Source organism: Pseudomonas sp. R43(2017), assembly GCF_002112345.1.
GTDB lineage: Bacteria > Pseudomonadota > Gammaproteobacteria > Pseudomonadales > Pseudomonadaceae > Aquipseudomonas > Aquipseudomonas kribbensis.
In genome coordinates this window covers 195,281-216,377 of sequence record NZ_NEHJ01000004.1, presented here as the reverse complement: position 1 = coordinate 216,377, position 21,097 = coordinate 195,281, and the positions used below count along the sequence as shown (strand labels likewise).

Here is a 21,097-nt window from a genome sequence, read left to right as displayed (position 1 = left end):
ACAGTCAACGTTTCTATAACTGTCGGACCGAATCGCGAGCAAGCTCGCTCCCACATTGTTTTTTGTGTTCAGTCTGCGGGTTTGGCGCGTCTCGCCCTGAAGAACTCGGTCAACACCGCCCCACACTCCTCCGCCAGCACCCCGCCTTCATACAACACTCGATGGTTGAGAAAGCCTTGGGTGAAGAACTGTCCCTGACTCTGCACAATCCCGGCCTTGGGCTCCAGTGCGCCGTACACCACACGAGCAACCCGCGAATGCACGATCAGTCCGGCGCACATGCTGCACGGCTCCAGGGTCACGTACAGCGTGCTGCCCGGCAGACGATAGTTGTCCACTGCTTGCGCAGCGGCGCGGATCGCGACCATTTCTGCGTGTGCGCTGGGGTCGCTGGTGCTGATCGGGCAATTGAAGCCGCGACCGATGATCTCGCCATCCTGCACCAGCACCGCGCCCACCGGCACTTCGCCAAGGGCCGCGCCTTGCGCCGCCAATGCCAGGGCTTCGCGCATGAAGTCGCGGTCACGGCTGCGGTCGATGATCGCCGCGGGGCGAATCTGACGCATCACTTCACCTCGATGGCGGCCATCAGGCCGGTTTCCATGTGGTCGATCACGTGGCAGTGGAACATCCACACCCCCGGGTTATCCGCCACCAGCGCCACTTGCGCACGCTCGTTCTTGCCCAGCAGATAAGTGTCGGTGAAGTACGGCACGATCTTGTGCCGGTTCGACGCAATCACCTTGAAGCTCATGCCGTGCAGGTGAATCGGGTGCTGGTACTGGGTCATGTTCTTCAGTTCGAAGATATAACTCTGGCCCAGTTTCAGACTGGCGATCGGCCGATCGGCGCAGGTCTTGTCGGTGATGTCCCAGGCCTTGCCATTGATCTGCCACAGGCTCGGCGGCTTGCCGTTGTCGACATTCACCGACACTGAACCGACCCATTCGAAATTGAAGTTGAGTTTCTCGGCATTGGCCAGATCCGGTTCGGCCACCGGGTTGGCGGGCAGTGCCTTCGGCCACTCGGTCGGCGCGTCGTTGTTGGCCACCGAACGCAAGGTGCCCAGACGTACCGGGCCGTTACGCAGCGACAATTCCTCACCAGCCGGCGGCGCCTTGATCGCCAGGCAGATGCGCATGCCCGGGCCGAGCCAGTATTCCTTGCCCAGCGGTCGGGGCTCGACCGGGTTGCCGTCCAGCGCATAGATCTGCGCTTCGACGCCAGGAATATTGATGCGATAGGTCAGGGTGTTGTCGAGGTTGAGCAAACGCACACGGGTGATCTGCCCGGCCGGCAACTCGATCACCGGCGACGGCACACCGTTGATGGTCGACAACCGCCCCGCCGTACCACCACGGGCGGCTTCGCGCGGGACGCTGAATTCGACGAAATTGCCCTCGTCGTCGATGTGCCAGTTCTTCAGGCTCAAGGTCTTTTCGTACTTGAACCCGGTCGGTTCGCGCTCCTCGACGATCAACGGCCCGACCAGCCCGCGACCAAGTTCTTCGCTGCTGCTGACGTGCGGGTGATACCAGTAGCTGCCGGCGTCCGGCACACGGAATTTGTAATCGAAGTATTCGCCCGGCAACACCGGCAATTGCGAGACATAAGGCACACCGTCCATCTCCAGCGGCAGGCGGATGCCGTGCCAGTGGATGGTCGTCGCCACCGGCAGATGGTTGATGAAGCGCACCCGCAGCCACTCGCCCTGACGCACGCGCAATTCGGTGCCCGGCGCCGACGGGCCGAACGCCCAGGCTTCGGTCTTGTGCCCGGGCACAAGTTCGACGTCCAGCGGTGCCGCGATCAATTCATAGTCATGCCCCGCGTCGGCATCGGCCATTTTTCCCAGCCAGTAACGCGACGCGCCCCCCGCTCCAACACCAACGACAACAAGACCGGCCAGGCCACCGAGGATTTGGCGACGGGTAAAGGACATGAACTCAACTACCTCACGTATCAGCGGCGGGCCCGCAGGCCCGTAAAGGGCGAATACGATACACCTGCAATTGAGAAAGATTAAGTGAAGTGTTGTCGCATCGAATCCGGTAATAACGACAAAATGAACCTCACTGTGCTCTTGAGCATCAAGCAGGGGCGGTATTTCCTCCAGTGGTTGCATTGGCCCACTGCGCCATAAACTCGGCTACCCGCTCCTCGATGCGACTCTCGACGGTGCGAAGACGTAATAGCGCAATACCCGCCTTTTGCAGGATGCTGTCTTTCAAGGCATCCCGTTCGATTTGCATCGGTGTCGCGTGACTACCCCCGTCGACCTCTATCACTCCGAGTGGTCGTTTGCCGACTTTGAAATAGATCACGAAATCACAACTGGCGCGGTTGTCCATGAACTCCCTCTCTCTTGGGGTCAGCCACTCGTTGGCCGTCGAGACCAGTTGGTTCAACTCGACCTGGCCGTGTACAGCAATTCCCCGGTAGATCTCCCGATCAAGGGCCTCTCGCAGTATCTGCGCCATGATCTGCTCGGACTTGTAGTCGGAATCGCTCCTTCGCAACTTGCTATTGAGCCGCTCCAGCGACTTGTCGTATTCCTTGTAGAGCAGATCGAAAGCCGATATCACCGGTGCGCGATGAAGTTGCGATTCATCAGCGTAATACTCCATGTAACGCACCAGCGCTGCGATGTGCCCATTGTTTGCCGTGAAAACGTCTTCGCCGGTGACCATGGTGAATCGCTTTTTGGCCCGCGATACCGCCACATTGATCATCCGGGGGTCGTCCACGAATGCCAGAAGTTTCGGTGTCGTGCTCTTTTTGTCCAGCACAGTGGAAAAAACGATCTCGTCGCACTCCCGCCCCTGAAATTTGTGGACGGTGTCTTTTACGAAATCCTCTGGCAAAAGCGTGCCAGATAACCTGGCCTGGTTCCTGAAAGGGGCGATGAAGCCTCTGCCGTCCTTGTCCTCCCAAGTACTTTCGCCCTCACCATCAAGCACTGCCAACAGTGAATCCAGCTCCCGGAGATTGGTTTTGCGCCGCGTGTGATTCCCCTTCGCGGTCACCAGCAACGACAACGGCTTTTCCCCACGATCTTCAGTCATCGGAACCAGTTGATTGTCGTAGAACTGCTGATTGCAGAACTTGATGATCTGCGGGTGACAGCGATAGTGTTCCTTCAATAGAGTCATTGGGATCGTACCTTCGAACACGCTGACACACGAATCGAGCAAACTGTACTTCTCGCAATCGTAGTGAGGCGCTGGCGCGGCCATGCCCAGCGTCGCGGGAATGTGCGCCAATTGCTTTCTGTCACCGACAACGATCAGATTCCTCGCACAGCCCAGAGCCAATATTCCAGGAACAATGTCCTGCTGCGAAGCCTCGTCAATGATGACGTAGTCGAGCACCGTGCCGGTTTTCAAGGAATTGACGATGGAATGCGTACCGCTTGAAATGATCGGGTAGCGCTTTATGAACTCATCGAATCTGGCTTTGCGATAACTCTTGGCATCGAAGGACTCAGTTTGCGGTACATGTCGGTGGAGATGCTGCTTCAGGTACTTCATCGAGATACTCGTAAGTTCTTCAAGCAACACCTGATAATTACCGAGCCGTAACTTTTCCTGAATCCCTGCCAGCGCCGCTTTTGTTTCCTGAAGCGCTTTGTCGTAGTAATGAAGCTGCAGACCGTAGAAGACCGATTTGCGCTTGGCCCAGTCATCGAATGGTTTCATGCGCAGGATCTTGAAGTTGAACAGCATTTCTATCCTGTCCTTGATTCGCACGCGGTTGCCAGCAAGGTGCGTCAGGAATGCCATCAGGTCAGTGGACTTTTGCGGGGTCAGGTTATATTTGCCTAGGGGAATGGGATCCAGCACGCCACTTTCTTGCTGCCACTGCCGCAAATAACTGCGCTCGATCTCCAGTTCACTGACTTCAGTCTGCAGCCTGGCCATCGTGTTGCGGTCAGACAGGTAGCATTTGAGCTGCTTAAAGACACTCTGAATATTCGCCATCTCAGGCGCCGCTTCTGGAGCGATTGTGGGTCGGGGACGAGGATTGGCAAAAAACGCTTCACGGTTTTCAGTGCTGCCCAACTCGGCAACCAGATAATCGAGACCTGACTTGCCTAGCTTTTCACATACGTTGGACACGGCTGCATTGTTGTTCGACACCACCGCCACGGTTTTTCCACGCAGCAGAATGTTGGCGATGATGTTCAGAATGGTTTGTGTCTTGCCGGTGCCGGGAGGGCCTTCGATCAAACTGATCTGAGAAGTGAAAGCCTGCTCCACTGCTTCAAGCTGACTCTCATTGAGACCAAATGGAAAAATAAGATCCGCTACAAGCTCCTGACTTCCATTACGACCGGTGCAATAAGCGTGCAATGCGGTGCTCGCGCATGCAGAAATTGAATCGAACTGGCGCTGTACATTCTCGGCGATCACCTTATCCTTTTCCGATTCGGCCTGAATGACTCTCGCATCAGCTACAGAGCGGAAATACTGGAAAACCGAATCGTCTTTCATCTTCGTCGGTGTGGTGAACTCGATATCGGCAAGCTTGTAAGCGTACTTTTTACCACCTGCTGAATACTGAACGACGGCATATTTTTCGCCGTAAATCACTGCACTCTCGACAGTACTTATCACTGAGCTGGACTTTTTCCTCAGTAGCTGATGTTTCACCTCTCGAGTCGGAACAACCACACACTCGGCAAGCGGACTGGGCCAACTCTTGCCAGATGGGTAGTGACAAGTCAGCGAAACTCCACCGCGCCCATCACCTTTTATCGTCCAGTCGCTTATCTGACGGGTCTTGTCTATTCCGTTCACGTAGATGGAAATCATATATCCCTTACGCAAGCTGCGCTCACAGCTTGCCCACATCCCTGTCGTTGAAATCCGAATCCAGCGATTCGGAGCAATTGACACTATTTTGCCACCACCCTTCATCCGTATACCAGCTTCTCGCCGGCGCACGCACCAAATAGAAATAAGCGTGTCCGGCTGAATTACAAGAGCGCCTTTCGGCACCCTTGTAATTCAGCATATTTCCACTTGGTCGTCGCCAGATGGAACACAACAAATACTTGAAAGACTTTGCGGGCCCTGAAGGGCGAGCGACCTATCACTCATAAACACCCTTGCTTTTTTCGGTGAAGCAGCTTGTTACCGTTGGAATGCGAAGCAACCTGACAACCGGGGAGAACTTTCCGTAGAATGCCGGCGTGGCTATGGAACACCTTCCTTCTAAACCCTATGAACTAGGGGTTCCGCTCTCCACACCGCGCCTGCTCTTAGCAGGCGTTTTCATATCCGCTGCAGACACGATGCTGCAGCTCGCTCACGACGGCGACCAAAGGAGAAAATCAAGCATGAATCAGGAGCTGTTCCTGCGTCGCCGTAGCAAAGTTTACGTCCCGATGGGCACTGGCGGCGCCACGCGCGCTCAAGTCGCGTCGGCTGTCCGGGAAATCGCAGCGTTCCGGTGCGTACTGTCAGAGCCTCTGATTGAACAAATCGGCCTGTTGTCGGCGACCGAACTCAAGTACTGGTTGCGTGACATCGTTGGAGTTCTTCGGCGCAGGAGTGGCGCTCACGTGCACCACCGACCGTTTTATCCTGACTTTCCAGAGCAGGTTCTGACGGCATCGGAGGCCGAGCTGTACCTCAACGCCGTCATGCATTACCACACGCTGCGACGTTTACCCGCGACTGAAGAATCTCGACCTCCACTGCTTGAAGGTAACTTCATTTCCTGGGTTATCGAACCGGGAAGCATCCCTGAATTCGAGTCACTGCTCGAGCCACTGGTTTCATCACGCACCTCGCTCTCCGAAGAGGAAGCGACTGATGTCATCTGGTTTATCCGCGAGTACAAAAGTGATGTGTTCCGTCTGCTGCCTGAGGTCGTCCCGTTCCGGGAGATTCGGGCACAGGTTGGCGGCGCACTGATCCTGCATGTAGTTGGCGATGCTCGGGTGGATGCATATCTGGAGCAAAACGTCGAAACGGCGACTGACGTGCTACGACTGGCGATAGCGCTGAATGGAGGTGACGTGTCACTGGCGACCGCTACGACACGTTTCAAAGCGATGAAGCGCTCGATGCGCTGTCGGCTGTTGAGTCTGCTCGATCAAATACCCAACGCTACTGAAGACGTCATGCGGCAGGCCGAGCGATGGAAACGCCTGGCTGAAGTACTTCATCCGGGCGATTACGCCGATAAGTACCCAAGAGCGCTGGCCGCCATCACCGCAGCGCGTCGCAACGAAGCACCTCACTCATTTGGTTCACGTGTCGAAACATTGTTCGCTCGGCGTGATATTGCCGAGCTTGTGTCCGTGCTGGAGAGTCGTCCCGGTGAGTTCGCCCGACGGCTCGACGCGACCCTGCGGCGCGCGACGGAACCAGAGTCGGTTCTCGATGCGTTCGAGGCTGTTGCGGCACAAGTGTCCTCGCCTGTCCTGCTGCAGTTGCTGGCCCAGTCACGTGCACCGCGCCCCCTGCCTCTTCGTGCGTTCACACCGAAAGGTTCATTCGCCAAAGTGTATGGCATCAAGGATGATCGAGAGCCTCTCGCACCGGAGGTGTTGGGCCGTGCAGCCCGAATCTGCGAAGACGCTCTGGTATCGCGTTTTGCGACACTACCGCCATTGGGTCGCTGTTACATCGATCCGGAATTAAGCGAATACAGGGTACCGCTGGCACAACGCGCTTCTTCGAAATCGCTACGGACACTGGTGCGGGGCAGCCGATTGCCGATGCCTGACACACGTTTCATTCGTCTGTTCCTGTGGTGGAAAAACGGTCGTTCACGCACGGACATCGATTTGTCCGCCGCATTTTTCGATGCCAACTTCGTGTTCAGAGAAACGGTTGCGTACTACAACCTGAGAGATTACGGCGGCTGCCACAGCGGCGACATCGTCGACGCACCCGAAGGGGCTTCGGAATTCATTGACCTCGACCTTGAAGTCCTCGTCGAGAAAGGTATCCGTTATGTCGTCACGTCCATCAACTCGTACACCCAGCAGCCGTACTGCGATCTTCCAGAATGCTTCGCTGGCTGGATGGCCCGCACCGATACGGCATCGGGAGAAATATTCGAACCGCGAACCGTGTTCGATCGTATCGATATCGCATCCGATACACAAATCTGCCTGCCATTCGTGATGGACTTGCAGGAGCGACGCGTGATCTGGGCCGACCTTGGACTGACCTCAGCTCCCCGGTGGAACAATGTCGGGAACAACCTCAGCGGAATATCGTTGATGCTGCGGGCTTTGGTGCATACACCACGGCCTGATCTGGAGACATTGTTCGATTTGCATGTACGAGCACGAGGCGAACGAGTGGTTTCGCCGCAGCAGGCACAAGCGGTGTTTGCACCTGATCAAGGGATAACGCCGTTCGATACGGATTTGATTCGGTCAAAGTTCCTTTAAATACCTGCGCCCGCCTCGCCACTTCCCGCCCAAAAAAAAATGCCAGTCAGATTAACTGACTGGCATTTTCTATAACCCCTTTTGCGCCTCTGCGAATTCAACCTCGAACTCTAGACAGCGCGGCGCAGGATCACTCCCACTCAATGGTCGCCGGCGGCTTGCTCGACACGTCGTAAGTGACGCGGGAGATGCCTTCGATTTCATTGATGATGCGGCCGGAAACGGTTTCCAGCAGTTCGTAAGGCAGGTGTGCCCAACGCGCGGTCATGAAGTCGATGGTTTCCACGGCACGCAGGGCCACGACCCAGGCGTAACGACGGCCATCGCCTACCACACCCACCGATTTCACCGGCTGGAACACGACGAACGCCTGGCTGACCTTGTGGTACCAGTCGGCCTTGCGCAGTTCTTCGATGAAGATGTGATCGGCGCGACGCAGCAGGTCGGCGTATTCCTTCTTCACTTCACCGAGGATCCGCACGCCCAGGCCCGGGCCCGGGAACGGGTGACGGTAGACCATGTCGTACGGCAGGCCCAGTTCCAGGCCCAGACGACGGACTTCGTCCTTGAACAGTTCGCGCAGTGGCTCGACCAGTTTCAGGTTCATTTCGTCCGGCAGGCCGCCCACGTTGTGGTGCGACTTGATCACGTGCGCCTTGCCGCTTTTCGCGCCAGCCGACTCGATCACGTCCGGGTAGATGGTGCCCTGAGCGAGGTACTTGATGTTATCCAGCTTGCAGGATTCGGCATCGAACACGTCGATGAAGGTACGGCCGATGATCTTGCGCTTCTTCTCCGGGTCGGCTTCGCCGGCCAGGTTGTTCAGGAACTGGTCTTCAGCGTTGGCGCGGATCACCTTGACGCCCATGTTCTCGGCGAACATGGCCATCACTTGCTCGCCCTCGTGCAGACGCAGCAGGCCGTTGTCGACGAAGACGCAGGTCAGTTGGTCGCCGATGGCCTTGTGCAGCAGTGCCGCAACTACCGAAGAGTCCACACCGCCGGACAGACCCAGCAGCACGTTGTCGGTACCGACCTGCGCGCGGATGTTGGCGATCGCGTCTTCGGCAATCTTCGACGGGGTCCACAGGGCTTCGCAGCCGCAGATGTCGAGAACGAAACGCGACAGGATGCGACCGCCCTGTTTGGTGTGGGTCACTTCCGGGTGGAACTGCACGCCGTAGTAAGCGCGCTCGTCGTTGAACATGCCGGCGATCGGGCAGCTCGGGGTGCTGGCCAGGATGTGGAAATCGCTTGGCATCTTGGTGACCTTGTCACCGTGGCTCATCCATACGTCGAGGCCGAACAGGCCGTCGGCGTCGATGTGGTCTTCGATGCCGTCAAGCAGACGGCTCTTGCCGACCACATCAACGCGGGCATAACCGAACTCACGCAGCTCGGAACCTTCAACCTTGCCGCCCAGTTGCTCGGCCATGGTCTGCATGCCGTAGCAGATGCCGAAGACCGGTACGCCCAGGTCGAACACCGCTTGCGGGCAGCGCGGGCTGTTGGCTTCGTGCACGGACTCGGGACCGCCGGCGAGGATCACGCCTTTTGGAGCGAATTCGCGGATCGCATCCTCGTCCATGTCGAACGGGTGCAGTTCGCAGTACACACCGATCTCGCGCACGCGGCGGGCGATCAGTTGGGTGTATTGCGAACCGAAGTCGAGGATCAGGATGCGGTGAGCGTGAATGTCGAGGGCCATGATTCAGTCTCGTCTAAGTAATTCAGAAACAGTCTTGATTCAGAAACGACTCGGGGCTGAATAAAACAGCCCCGGTCATTTAACGTTTTGCTTGAAGCCTCAACCTACGCGGTAGTTTGGCGCTTCCTTGGTGATCTGCACGTCGTGGACGTGGGATTCGGCCATGCCGGCACCGGTGATCCGCACGAACTCAGGCTTGGTGCGCATCTCTTCGATGTTGGCGCTGCCGGTGTAACCCATCGAGGAACGCAGACCGCCCATCAACTGGTGAATGATCGCGCTCAGGGTGCCCTTGTAAGGAACACGGCCTTCGATGCCTTCCGGAACCAGTTTCTCGGCGCCTGCCGAGGAGTCCTGGAAGTAACGGTCGGAAGAACCTTGAGCCTGGGACATGGCGCCCAGCGAACCCATGCCGCGATAGGCCTTGTAGGAACGGCCCTGGAACAGTTCGATCTCGCCCGGCGCTTCTTCGGTACCGGCGAACATCGAGCCCATCATCACGCAGGACGCACCGGCCACGATGGCCTTGGACAGGTCACCGGAGAAACGGATGCCGCCGTCGGCGATCAACGGAACGCCGGTGCCTTCGAGGGCAGCGGCAACGTTGGCGATGGCACTGATTTGCGGAACGCCGACACCGGCGACGATACGGGTGGTGCAGATCGAGCCAGGGCCGATACCGACCTTGACCGCATCGGCGCCGGCTTCGGCCAGGGCCTTGGCGGCTGCGCCGGTGGCGATGTTGCCGCCGATCACCTGCACTTCAGGGAAGTTCTCCTTGACCCAGCGAACGCGGTCGATCACGCCTTTGGAGTGACCGTGAGCGGTGTCGACCACCACCACGTCCACACCGGCATTGACCAGCGCGGCAACGCGGTCGCCGGTGTCTTTACCGGTACCGACTGCAGCGCCAACGCGCAGACGACCTTGGTCGTCCTTGCTGGCCAGCGGGTAGGCCTTGGCTTTTTCGATGTCTTTGACGGTCATCATGCCTTTGAGGGCAAACTTGTCGTCGACGATCAGGACTTTTTCCAGGCGGTGCTTGTGCAGCAACTCGCGGACTTCGTTCTTGTTGGCGCCTTCGCGAACGGTGACCAGACGCTCTTTCGGCGTCATCACTTCACGAACGGTGGCTTCCAAACGGGTTTCGAAACGCACGTCGCGGGAAGTGACGATGCCGACCAGGTCGCCATCGTGCAGCACCGGAACGCCGGAAATGTTGTGCATGCGGGTCAGTTCGAACAGATCACGTACCGTGGCGTCAGCCTCGATGGTGATTGGATCCTTGACCACACCGGCTTCGAACTTCTTGACCTTGCGGACTTCGGCAGCTTGCTGCTCGATGGTCATGTTCTTGTGGATAATGCCGATGCCACCTTCCTGAGCCATGGCGATTGCCAGACGGGCTTCGGTGACGGTGTCCATGGCGGCAGAAACCAGAGGAATATTCAGTTCGATGCCACGGGTGAGGCGGGTCTTGAGACTGACTTCGTTAGGAAGCACCTCGGAATAACCAGGCACTAAAAGAATGTCGTCGAAGGTCAGAGCTTCTTGGCTGATACGCAGCATCGCGGGGGCTCCCGAGCGGGAAAATGGAAGCGCGCCATTATAGTCAGACACCCCTTCGGGTTCAATGTAAAACTTGTCTTATATCAATGTTGCTGATGTACGGGAAAAGCCACCCCTACAACTCGACCTTGACCCAGCTCACCGGCTGATCCAGCCAGTCGGCGAATTCGTCGATGAAACTCTGCTTGAACCCCGCCTCCAGCCAGTTGTTGAAGATGAAACCGAGGTTGGAAAACCCGCACTCCTGTAAATACAGAAAACCGTTGATGTCGTCTTCATGCCCGCATTCGGGGCAGGTGAAGTTGTCGGTGCGACCCGGCATCCAGTCTTCCAGGCTTTCGAACAGCGCTTCGCCGATTTCCTGGCGACACTCGGCGCAACCAGCCTCTTCGAGAAAGCCCTTGGCCGGGGTGTAGATACAGCGTTTGGTGATGACTTCCAGACCATTGATCGGCTCACCGAACGGCAGCGCCTCGGGGTGCAGCACCACCGCGCGGGCGCCATCGGCGATGGCATAGGCCATGCGGTTGCCGGTGCGTCCGCAGGTGCTCAGTTCTTCCTTGACGATATTCTTGCGCACCAGCCAGCGCAGGATCGCCCGGGCGCGGGGCTCGTGCACCGGCAGGTTGGAGATTTTCGGGACGATGATGCTTTGGGAGTTCATGGAAAGTCCTGCGGTGTGGCTTCTGACGCTTTCGCGAGCAAGCTCGCTCCCACCCTGGATGCATAACCCTGTGGGAGCGAGCTTGCTCGCGAAGAGGCCCTAAAGGCCGGCAGCTTAATCCCTGACAAAATCCGGTCAAGTGCTTAAATAGCGGCCGATCAGCGCAATCCCGCTCGCCAGCACCAGCCAGGTCACCAGCCGCACGAAGGCCTCGCGGGACAGGCGCATGGTCAGCCGCCGTCCGACCCACAAGCCCAGCGCCATCGCCGGCAACAGGCACAGCGCAAGCATCAACAAGGGTAGCTCGGCATACACCCCTGCGATGGCGAACAGGCTCAAACGCACCACTGTGCTGCAACTGATGAGCGCACTTTGCGTGGCCCGTGCCGCGTCCTTGGGCAGGCGGCTGTTGAGGTAAATCGCATAAAGAAAGCCGCCACTGCCGAACAACGCGCCGAACAGCCCGCCCACCGTGCCCATCGGCAACGCCCACCCGGCGGACAACTGCGCCGGCCGGGCCTTGATCCACAAGCTGTAAACCGCATAGGCACTGATGAACAGTCCCATCAGCAACAACAGCAGATCGGACTTGAGGTTGAGCAGAAAAATCACCCCCAGCGTGCACCCGACTGCCATGCACGGCAGCAGCCGCAGCAACTCCGGCTTCGCTACATCTCTGCGCGATGGCAGCAGATTGCCGAATGCCGCGACGAAATCCAGCAGCACCAGCAACGGCACGATTTTCGACAGCGGCATGAACAGGATCAGGATCGGCCCCGCCACCAGCGCCGTGCCAAAACCGGCAATGCCGAACACGATGTAGGCCAGCGCAACACCCACTCCTATGACTGCCCAGCCCCCGAAGCCCCACGACCATTCGCTCAACAACCCCGCCACATTCATCCGCTCGCTTCCTTTAATAAGCCTGCGATGACTTTAGCCAGCGCCGAGGGTTGCGACTAATATCATCGAAACCGCCAAGCCATCTCGAAAAGGCATGCCTCGTGCTTTCAACCCGTCAATTGCGCTACTTCGTGGAAATCGCCGAGTGCGGCAGTTTCAGCGCCGCGGCCGAACGCCTGTTCATTGCCCAGTCGGCACTGAGCCGGCAGATCAAGGACATGGAAAACCGCCTGCAAACGCCGCTGTTCGAACGCACCGCACGTCAGCCCCGGCTCACTGCCGCTGGCGAAGCATTCCTGCCCCGGGCGAGAAACCTGCTCAATGAATTGAACAAGGCCAGCACCCTCGCCACGGAAATCGGCCAGGGCCAGCGCGGCACCTTGCGTCTGTGTCACTCCAGCACCGTGCCGATCAGCGGCCAACTGTTGCGCGACATGAGCGCTTACCTGGAGCAGCAACCCGGGGTTTCGCTGGACATCGGCACGTTATCTTCGGAGGCCCAGCTCGAAGAACTGGCCGAGGGGCGGCTCGACATCGGTCTTCTGCGCCTGCCGGTTTTGCGCCAGCGCGAATGTGTTCAGATCGTGCCGCTCTACACCGAGCGCTTGCTGCTTGCCGTGCCGGCGGAACATCGACTGGCCTTTGCGGAGGCAGTCGATCTGGCGCAATTGAAGGACGAAGCGTTCATTTCCATCCCCCATCCGCAACGCGGCGGGCTGAGTTACTTGTGCGCCGACCTGTGTATGCGTCACGGCTTTTTCCCTCAGGCAGCGCGGGTGATGTCGCGCAAGACCACGCAACTGCAATTGATCCAGGCAGGTTTCGGCATCGCCCTGCTGCCGGAGTCGATGCAGGACATCGCGCCCGCTGGTGTGAGATTTGTGCCACTGACCGGCGATTGCCAGAGCACTGTCGCCCTCGCCTTTCGGCAAAATCCCACACCTCTGGTGCAACACTTCCTCCAGACATTCACCGGCGAAAGCCTTTAAACTGCGCCCCATGATTAAAGATCCCTTTGCAAGACTCGGCCTCGACCGCGAAGTCCTGACCGTCAGCCAGCTCAACGGCCGCGCGCGGGTGTTGCTCGAAGACGTGTTCAGCAACATCTGGGTCGAAGGCGAAATCTCCAACCTCGCCCGCCCGGCGTCCGGCCACGTGTATTTCACCCTCAAGGACAGCGGCGCGCAGGTGCGTTGTGCGCTGTTCCGGCAGAATGCTGCGCGGGTGCGTCAGGCACTGAAGGATGGTCTGGCGGTCAAGGTGCGTGGCAAGGTCTCGCTGTTCGAAGGGCGTGGCGACTATCAGTTGATCCTCGACACCGTGGAGCCTGCCGGCGACGGTGCCCTGCGTCTTGCTTTCGATGCCTTGAAGGAAAAGCTCAGCGCTGAAGGTTTGTTCAGTGCCGAGCGCAAAGTACCGCTGCCGGCCCATCCGCAGCACATCGGCATCATCAGTTCGCCGACCGGCGCGGTGATCCGCGACATCATCAGCGTGTTCCGGCGCCGGGCACCGCAGGTCAGGCTGACCCTGATCCCGACTGCCGTTCAGGGCCGCGAAGCCACCGCGCAGATCGTCCGCGCCTTGAAACTGGCGGATGCCCGGGGCTTCGACGCGCTGATCCTGGCCCGTGGCGGCGGTTCGCTGGAAGACCTTTGGTGCTTCAACGAAGAAGCCGTGGCCCGGGCGGTAGATGCGTGTGTGACACCGATCGTCAGCGCCGTCGGCCATGAAACCGACGTGTCGATCAGCGACTTTGTGGCCGACGTTCGTGCACCGACACCATCTGCGGCGGCCGAATTGCTCGCCCCGGACTCCAGCCACCTGATCCGTCAGGTCGAAAGCCTGCATCGCCGACTGGTGATGCGCATGCGCGACCGCTTGATGCGTGATCGTCTGCGACTGGAAGGAATGGCCCGCCGCTTGCGCCATCCCGGCGAACGACTGCGCCAGCAGGCACAGCGTCTGGATGATCTGGACATGCGCCTGCGCCGGGCGTTCGAGCGCCAGCTCAATACCCGCCGCGAACGCCTGATTCGTCTGGAAACCCGTCTGGCCGGGCAACATCCCGGACGACAACTGGCGCTGCTGCGCCAGCGTCTCGACAGCCTCGCCGAACGACTGCCACGCGCCATGAACGAAGGCCTGAAACGCCGGCGCCTGCAGCTGCAAAGCCAGATGCAGACCCTGCACGTGGTGAGCCCGCTGGCGACCCTCGGCCGTGGCTACAGCATCCTGCTGGATGAACGTGGCAACGCGATCCGCGACGCGGCGCAAACCCACACCGGCCAACGTCTGAAGGCCAGACTGGGCGAAGGCGAACTGCAAGTGCGCGTCGAGGACAACCACCTGACGCCTGTCACACTCTCTCTACTGGACTGATCCATGCCGCGTTTTCTTGCTCCGCTGTTGTTGCTGTGTCTGACCTTCAACGCCCACGCCGACAGTTACATCACCCGGCTGCTGAACAAACCGGTGCCGGGCGGCGTAGCCGTCGTCGATCTGGGCGCCGCCGCACAAGCGCCGAAGGCCACGTACCAAGGCAAACCGGTGTTGGTGGTCAAGGAACAGAACAACTGGCTGGCGATTGTCGGCGTTCCGTTGACCGTCAAACCCGGCACCCAGCAAATCAGTAGCGGCGGCCGTAACCTCAACTTCACCGTCGGCAACAAGAAATACCCGGAACAGCACATCACGCTGAAGAACACGCAACAGGTCAACCCGAACCCGGCGAACCTCAAGCGCATCGAGGGTGAACTGCCCGAGCAGATCAAGGCCTATCGCAGCTTCAGCCCGAACACACCGAGCAACCTGTTGCTGGACAAACCGGTCAACGGGCCGCTGTCGAGCAAGTTCGGCGTGCGCCGTTTCTTCAACGGTGAAGAACGCAATCCACACGCCGGCCTCGACTTCGCGGTGCCGGCCGGCACACCGATCAAGACCCCGGCAGCGGGCAAGGTGATCCTGATCGGCAACTATTTCTTCAATGGCAACACCGTGTTCGTCGACCACGGCCAGGGCTTCATCAGCATGTTCTGCCACATGTCGAAGATCGATGTGCAAAACGGCCAGCAACTGGCTCGCGGCGCAGTGGTTGGCAAGGTGGGTGCCACAGGTCGGGCGACCGGGCCGCACATGCACTGGAACGTCAGCCTGAACGACGCGCGGGTCGATCCGGCAATCTTTATCGGCGCATTTCAACCTTGATTCGCCCCCAGCGGGGATTGCGCGCGACGAATGGTCCGCGCAATCCCCGCCAACAATTACCGCCATATCAAGAATAAAATCTCGGAAAAAACCTCTTTCCGGGTATTCCTCTCAATTTTTTTCGACTGCTTGCCATCCTCATCCCCCGCGGTTAGGGTTGAAGGCATGAAAACCTCTCACACCCTTATTCAGCTTCGCCAGCACCGCAGTCTGTGCCTTGTCAGCGCACGACTGCCGGGCTGAATCGCTGCGCCTCGTCCCAAGCTTCTCCGAACATTCGTTCCACCGGCAGGCCGCCTCTTTTCGGCCCAGACAATAAGGAATTTCCCGATGAGCATGCTCAAAGACCCGTCTTCGAAATACCGCGCGTTTCCTGTGATCAACCTGCCGGATCGCACCTGGCCGTCGAAAACCATCGATGCCGCGCCGATCTGGTGCAGCTCCGACCTGCGTGACGGCAACCAGTCGTTGATCGAGCCGATGGACGCGGTGAAAAAGCTGCGCTTCTGGAAAACCCTGGTGCAGGTGGGCGTGAAGGAAATCGAGGCGTCGTTCCCGGCCGCTTCGCAAACCGACTTCGACTTCGTGCGTACCCTGATCGAAGACGGCCACATCCCGGACGACACCACCATCCAGGTGCTGACCCAGGGCCGTGAAGACCTGATCGAGCGCACCTTCGAATCCCTGCGCGGGGCGAAGAAGGCGATCGTTCACCTCTACAACGCGACCTCCCCTTCTTTCCGTCGTATCGTGTTCAATCAGGACAAGGACGGCATCAAGGCCATCGCCGTAAACGCCGCCAAGCTGTTCGTCAAATACGCCGCCATGCAGCCGGACACCGAGTGGACCTTCGAGTACTCGCCGGAAACCTTCAGCGCCACCGAGCTGGAATTCGCCAAGGAAGTCTGCGACGCGGTGATCGAGGTCTGGAACCCGACGCCCGAGCACAAGATCATCCTCAACCTGCCGGCCACCGTTGAATGCGCGACCCCGAACGTCTACGCCGACCAGATCGAGTGGTTCCACCGCAACATCAACCGTCGTGACAGCGTGATCATCAGCCTGCACACCCACAACGACCGTGGCACCGGCGTGGCCGCCACCGAGCTGGGCCTGATGGCCGGCGCCGACCGCGTCGAAGGCTGCCTGTTCGGCAACGGCGAGCGTACCGGCAACGTCGACCTCGTGACCGTGGCACTGAACATGTACACCCAGGGCCTCGACCCACAACTGGACTTCTCCGACATCGACGGCGTGCGCAAGGTCGTCGAAGAGTGCAACCAGATTCAGGTTCACCCGCGTCACCCGTACGTCGGCGACCTGGTGCACACCGCGTTCTCCGGCTCCCACCAGGACGCGATCCGCAAGGGCTTCGCCCAGCAGAAACCGGACACCCTGTGGGAAGTGCCGTACCTGCCGATCGACCCGGCCGACATCGGCCGCAGCTACGAGGCGGTGATCCGCGTCAACAGCCAGTCGGGCAAGGGCGGCATCGCCTACCTGCTGGAGCAGGAATACGGCATCAGCCTGCCGCGCCGCATGCAGATCGAGTTCAGCCAGGTCGTGCAGCGTGAAACCGATCGCCTGGGCCTGGAAATGACCGCCCAGCAGATCCACTCGCTGCTGCACACCGAGTACCTGCAAGCCAACACCCCGTATGCGCTGGTCAGCCATCGCCTGCAGGAAGAAAACGGCCACAGCGCCGTCGAAGTGGAAGTGGCGAGCAAGGGCCAGGGCGAGACCAACCTGCACTGGCGCGGCAAGGGCAACGGTGCGCTGGAAGCACTGGTGGCCGGCCTGCCGATTCCGGTGGAGATCATGGACTACAACGAACACGCCATCGGCGCGGGCACCAACGCCAAGGCAGCGGCTTACATCGAGCTGCGTGTGAATGGCGAACGTGCAGTGCACGGCGTGGGTATCGATGAAAACATCACCACCGCCAGCTTCAAGGCCCTGTTCAGCGCGCTGAACCGCTCACTGAGCCAGCCGGAAGCGAAAGCGGCGTAACTCACCGCTGAAATGCAAAAGGCCCCGGAGTGCGAACTCCGGGGCCTTTTTTATGCCTGCTGGCTTTATGTTGCCTGAACTGGCCTCTTCGCGGGCAAGCCCGCTCCCACAGGGTTTCCTGGTGTACATGACATTGAGTACACAACGGTCACTGTGGGAGCGGGCTTGCCCGCGATGGGGCCCGCACAAACAACGCAAAAACTCAGGTGAACTCGAAGGTGTCCGCATCCAGATTCGCCGGGAACCGCTCGCGGTATGCCGCCAGCGGTGCCGCTTCCAGTACGGCCTTGAACACCCCGTCCGCCTCCCCCGCCGCCAGCAAGGTCTCGCCCTGGAAGTCCAGCACCTGACTGTCGCCGGTGTAGGCAAAACCCTTGCCGTCGGTGCCGACGCGATTCACGGCCGCCACGTAGCACAGGTTTTCAATCGCCCGCGCCGGCAGCAAACGGTTCCAGTGCAAACGCCGCGCCCCTGGCCAGTTGGCGGTGTACAGCAGCAGGTCGGTGTCTTGTGCATCGCGGCTCCACACCGGGAAACGCAAGTCGTAGCAAATCAGCGGCCGGATGCGCCAGCCCTTGAGTTCGAACTGCACCTGGCGTTCGCCGGGCGTGTAGTGATTGTGCTCGCCGGCCATGCGGAACAGATGGCGCTTGTCGTAATGCCACACTTCGCCGTCAGGGCGCGCCCATAACAGGCGATTGCGATGGCTGCCGTCAGCCGCCTGAATGATCACACTGCCGGTGATCACCGCATTGAGCTTCGACGCCTGTGCCTTCATCCATTTGCTGGTCGGGCCGTTTTCGGCTTCCGCCAGAGTTTCGGACTCCATGGAGAATCCGGTGGTGAACATTTCCGGCAGGATGATCAGATCCGCCCCGCGCGCCTGCTCCAGCAACGCATCGAAATGCTCGAGGTTGGCCTGACGATCATGCCAGGCCAGGCTGGTCTGGATCAGCGCCAGGTTGAGATCGGGCAAAGCACTCAGATCACGCATAGTTTTGCCGCCGCTTCCCGCAGCGTCTCCTCGCGTTTGGCGAAGCACAGACGCACCAGGCGCTGGCCTTCAGGTGGATTCTGGTAGAACACCGACACCGGGATGCTCGCCACACCATGCTCGCGAGTCATCCACATCGCCATCTCGACGTCGTTCAGGTCGGGACGGATCTGCGAATAATCGACCAGTTGGAAATAGGTGCCGGTGACCCGGGTGAAGCTGAATCGCGACGGCGCCAGCAGATCACAGAACAGATCGCGCTTGGCCTGATAGAAACCCGGCAGCTCTTCGACGTGTTCTGGATGCTCGGCCATGTAATCGGCCAGCGCATATTGCAGCGGCGTCACGCCACAGAAGCTGACGTACTGGTGCACCTTGCGCAGCTCGGCAGTCAGCGCTGGCGGCGCCACGACGTAGCCGGTTTTCCAGCCCGTGACGTGATAGGTCTTGCCGAACGAGCTGACCACGAATGCACGCTGATACAACTCTTCATGGGCCAGCACGCTCACATGCGGAACGCCGTCGTACACCAGGTGTTCGTAGACTTCGTCGCTGATCACATAGATGTCGCGGTCGCGGATCAACGCTGCCAACTGGTCCAGCTCTGCGCGACTGATCAGGGCGCCGCTGGGGTTGTGCGGGGTGTTGAGGATGATCATCCGCGTGCGCGGGCTCAGCGCTGCACCGAGCTTGTCGACGTCGATGGAGAAATCCTCCAGACCGAGCTGCACATGTACGCAGCGCCCGCCGGCCAGCTCCACCGACGGCTCGTAGCTGTCATAGGCCGGGTCGAACACGATGACTTCATCGCCGCTGTGGATAACCGCCTGAATTGCACAGAAGATCGCCTGGGTCGCGCCGGGGGTGACGGTCACCTCGTGATCGGCATCGACATTCACGCCATAGCTGCGGGCGATCTTCGCCGCAATCTGCTGGCGCAGGGCCGGCAGGCCGGTCATGGGCGAATACTGGTTATGGCCGCTGGCGATGTGCCGACCGACCGCATCACGCAGCGACTGCGGGCCGTCGAAATCGGGAAAACCCTGGGACAGGTTGATGGCTCCGGTCTGTGCCGCGAGCTGAGACATCTGCGTGAAAATAGTGATGCCGACATTCGGCAGCTTGCTGTTGATCATCGGGGTTCCCTGCTCTGCCCCGGCACTGACGACGGCGCGGGAGAGCCCGAGGATAGCCCATCCGGCGCCCATAAAAAAAGGGATTGGCGCAACACAGAATGCCGCGTCACGCCTTTGATTAGACCGATCCGGCCGTCTCTCGGATTCCGGCCAACAGCAGGATAATGACGAGCTACCTGTTACTTCTGACAGTTGTCGAACTACCCATCGAGGCGTTCACTGTCCGGACTCCAATCAGAGGTCAAAATCATGAGAAAACTCAAGGCGGGTGAACTCGATCCCGGGTTTGGTAATGATGGTATTCATCCATTGGAACCACACGGAGACTTTTTTCGGGCCTTTGGTCTGAACCGATCAGACAATGGAGAATTGTTCGTTGCCGGCAGCAGTCAAGGTTTAGAAAGCAACTTTACGAACTTCGTATTGATCAAACTTGATCCGCAGGGAGAACGCGAAAAATCCTTCGCTACGAATGGAGTCCTGGAAGCTCGATTTACCTCCGATGCCAGTCTTTCTTCCATCGGACTGAAGGCATACCCCCTCGAAAACTCGAATATTTTCCTGATCGGTCAGTTCAACAATAGCACCAATGCGCCCTTGCCCGGTCTGGCACAAGTTCGTCCCGACGGAACGTTCGATACGGACTTTGCTGACCAGGGAACCCACGTTGTCCGCACTTCCCTGATACCGGAATACGGCGCACCGAGCGGAACGGTCATTGACGGCAGCCGTCAATCCAGCGGCGCATGGGTGACGATAAATCCTCACGTTGCGGGTCCTGAACTGACCATGGCGCTGATCGTAATGACCCGCGCCAACGGCACGCCAGCCACCGAATTCAATGACGGCAAAGGCTCTGTCGAACTCCCGCTCAGGGGTGGCGAGGAAACAAGGCTGAACGCCATCGCAGTAGACCAGCGGGATGCAATACTGGTGTGTGGTCATACCACGGATGTTCGAGGCATAAAGACAGGCGTTGTCATGCGCTTACAGCCAGACGGGATGGAAGACAAGAGCTTTGCAAATAACGGAGCACTGCAAAGTACAGAACTGTACTTTGATAACTTGCTTCCTTGCGATGACCGAATTTTGTGTTGTGGCTCAACCCGCTCAGGTGAAGCCCTGATTGCGCAACTGGACCGGGACGGAAATCCACTGCACTCCCCCAGCATTACACCTGCTGAAGTGAGTACTCGCTGGATCAAGGTCGCATGGCACGACAACCAGATTCTTGCACTCGGCGAGCAGCAATTTCCTTTCGGACCCGGAACGGTGGTTGCCCGTTTCAACGAGCGTGGAATTCTCGACCCTTCATTCGGCAGAGATGGGGGCTGGACTCCCATTCTTTTCAACGGACAACCCGCAGAACCTCGGGATATCGTGATCGACTCGTCGGGGATTTTAGTACTGGCATCAGCGAAAGATCTGACCGGATCGCAAACACACTTTCTGGCCCGACTACTGAACTGATCTGACAGCCACAAAAAAGGGCGTC

At 59.1% G+C, this 21,097-nt stretch carries 15 protein-coding genes; 6 read left to right on the top strand and 9 right to left on the bottom strand.

The features are described 5' to 3' along the window. Positions 1–68: 68 nt before the first annotated feature. From tadA to CAG02_RS13015, 3 genes are all read right to left on the bottom strand, one after another. Positions 69–566 (bottom strand): tRNA adenosine(34) deaminase TadA, encoded by a 498-nt coding sequence (gene tadA / locus CAG02_RS13025; protein ID WP_085709417.1) that lies wholly within the window; start codon positions 564–566, stop codon positions 69–71. Continuing rightward, complete coding sequence (locus CAG02_RS13020) at positions 566–1,942, bottom strand: multicopper oxidase family protein (protein ID WP_085709416.1); 1,377 nt, start codon at positions 1,940–1,942, stop codon at positions 566–568. Before CAG02_RS13020 ends, tadA begins: the two co-directional genes overlap by 1 nt. 148 nt (positions 1,943–2,090) lie before the next feature. Next, positions 2,091–4,814 (bottom strand): AAA domain-containing protein, encoded by a 2,724-nt coding sequence (locus CAG02_RS13015; RefSeq protein WP_085709737.1) that lies wholly within the window; start codon positions 4,812–4,814, stop codon positions 2,091–2,093. A 527-nt stretch (positions 4,815–5,341) separates the two neighbouring features. On the opposite strand from CAG02_RS13015, the gene CAG02_RS13010 reads away from it, so the two are divergent. After that, positions 5,342–7,414, top strand: a complete 2,073-nt coding sequence (locus CAG02_RS13010) for a TerD family protein (protein ID WP_085709415.1) — start codon at positions 5,342–5,344, stop codon at positions 7,412–7,414. A 130-nt stretch (positions 7,415–7,544) separates the two neighbouring features. Here the strand turns inward: CAG02_RS13010 and guaA are convergent, their stop codons facing one another. The 4 genes from guaA to CAG02_RS12990 all read right to left on the bottom strand — a co-directional run bounded on the left by guaA (position 7,545) and on the right by CAG02_RS12990 (position 12,258). Then, positions 7,545–9,122 (bottom strand): glutamine-hydrolyzing GMP synthase, encoded by a 1,578-nt coding sequence (gene guaA / locus CAG02_RS13005; RefSeq protein ID WP_085709414.1) that lies wholly within the window; start codon positions 9,120–9,122, stop codon positions 7,545–7,547. 99 nt (positions 9,123–9,221) lie between these two features. Then, positions 9,222–10,691 carry an IMP dehydrogenase gene (guaB, locus tag CAG02_RS13000; protein WP_085709413.1) on the bottom strand — a complete coding sequence of 490 codons (1,470 nt, stop codon included), beginning with the start codon at positions 10,689–10,691 and terminating at the stop codon, positions 9,222–9,224. Between the two features lie 115 nt (positions 10,692–10,806). After that, positions 10,807–11,355, bottom strand: coding sequence for a hypothetical protein (locus CAG02_RS12995; RefSeq protein WP_011335799.1), 549 nt, complete (start codon positions 11,353–11,355; stop codon positions 10,807–10,809). Between the two features lie 135 nt (positions 11,356–11,490). Continuing rightward, the gene (locus tag CAG02_RS12990) at positions 11,491–12,258 is read right to left on the bottom strand and encodes a sulfite exporter TauE/SafE family protein (RefSeq protein WP_085709412.1); all 768 of its coding nucleotides are present in this window, start codon (positions 12,256–12,258) and stop codon (positions 11,491–11,493) included. Positions 12,259–12,359: 101 nt separating this feature from the next. Here CAG02_RS12990 and CAG02_RS12985 point away from each other — a divergent pair, with 101 nt between their 5' ends. The 4 genes from CAG02_RS12985 to leuA all read left to right on the top strand — a co-directional run bounded on the left by CAG02_RS12985 (position 12,360) and on the right by leuA (position 17,472). After that, on the top strand, positions 12,360–13,247 hold the full coding sequence (locus tag CAG02_RS12985) for a LysR family transcriptional regulator (RefSeq protein ID WP_085709411.1): 888 nt from the start codon (positions 12,360–12,362) through the stop codon (positions 13,245–13,247). Positions 13,248–13,257: 10 nt separating this feature from the next. Continuing rightward, entirely contained in the window at positions 13,258–14,637 is a 1,380-nt protein-coding gene (gene xseA, locus CAG02_RS12980; RefSeq protein ID WP_085709410.1) for an exodeoxyribonuclease VII large subunit, read from the top strand. A 3-nt stretch (positions 14,638–14,640) separates the two neighbouring features. Next, positions 14,641–15,462: a peptidoglycan DD-metalloendopeptidase family protein gene (locus tag CAG02_RS12975; RefSeq protein WP_085709409.1), complete on the top strand. Its 822-nt coding sequence runs from the start codon at positions 14,641–14,643 to the stop codon at positions 15,460–15,462. Between the two features lie 330 nt (positions 15,463–15,792). Next, on the top strand, positions 15,793–17,472 hold the full coding sequence (gene leuA, locus CAG02_RS12965; RefSeq protein WP_085709408.1) for a 2-isopropylmalate synthase: 1,680 nt from the start codon (positions 15,793–15,795) through the stop codon (positions 17,470–17,472). A gap of 202 nt (positions 17,473–17,674) precedes the next feature. Here leuA and CAG02_RS12960 read toward each other — a convergent pair whose 3' ends face one another. Then, the gene (locus CAG02_RS12960) at positions 17,675–18,466 is read right to left on the bottom strand and encodes an amidohydrolase (protein ID WP_085709736.1); all 792 of its coding nucleotides are present in this window, start codon (positions 18,464–18,466) and stop codon (positions 17,675–17,677) included. Further along, positions 18,454–19,602 carry a pyridoxal phosphate-dependent aminotransferase gene (locus CAG02_RS12955; RefSeq protein WP_085709407.1) on the bottom strand — a complete coding sequence of 383 codons (1,149 nt, stop codon included), beginning with the start codon at positions 19,600–19,602 and terminating at the stop codon, positions 18,454–18,456. Before CAG02_RS12955 ends, CAG02_RS12960 begins: the two co-directional genes overlap by 13 nt. A gap of 249 nt (positions 19,603–19,851) precedes the next feature. Between CAG02_RS12955 and CAG02_RS12950 the strand changes: the two genes are divergently transcribed. Further along, positions 19,852–21,072 carry a hypothetical protein gene (locus CAG02_RS12950; protein ID WP_085709406.1) on the top strand — a complete coding sequence of 407 codons (1,221 nt, stop codon included), beginning with the start codon at positions 19,852–19,854 and terminating at the stop codon, positions 21,070–21,072. Positions 21,073–21,097 lie beyond the last annotated feature (25 nt).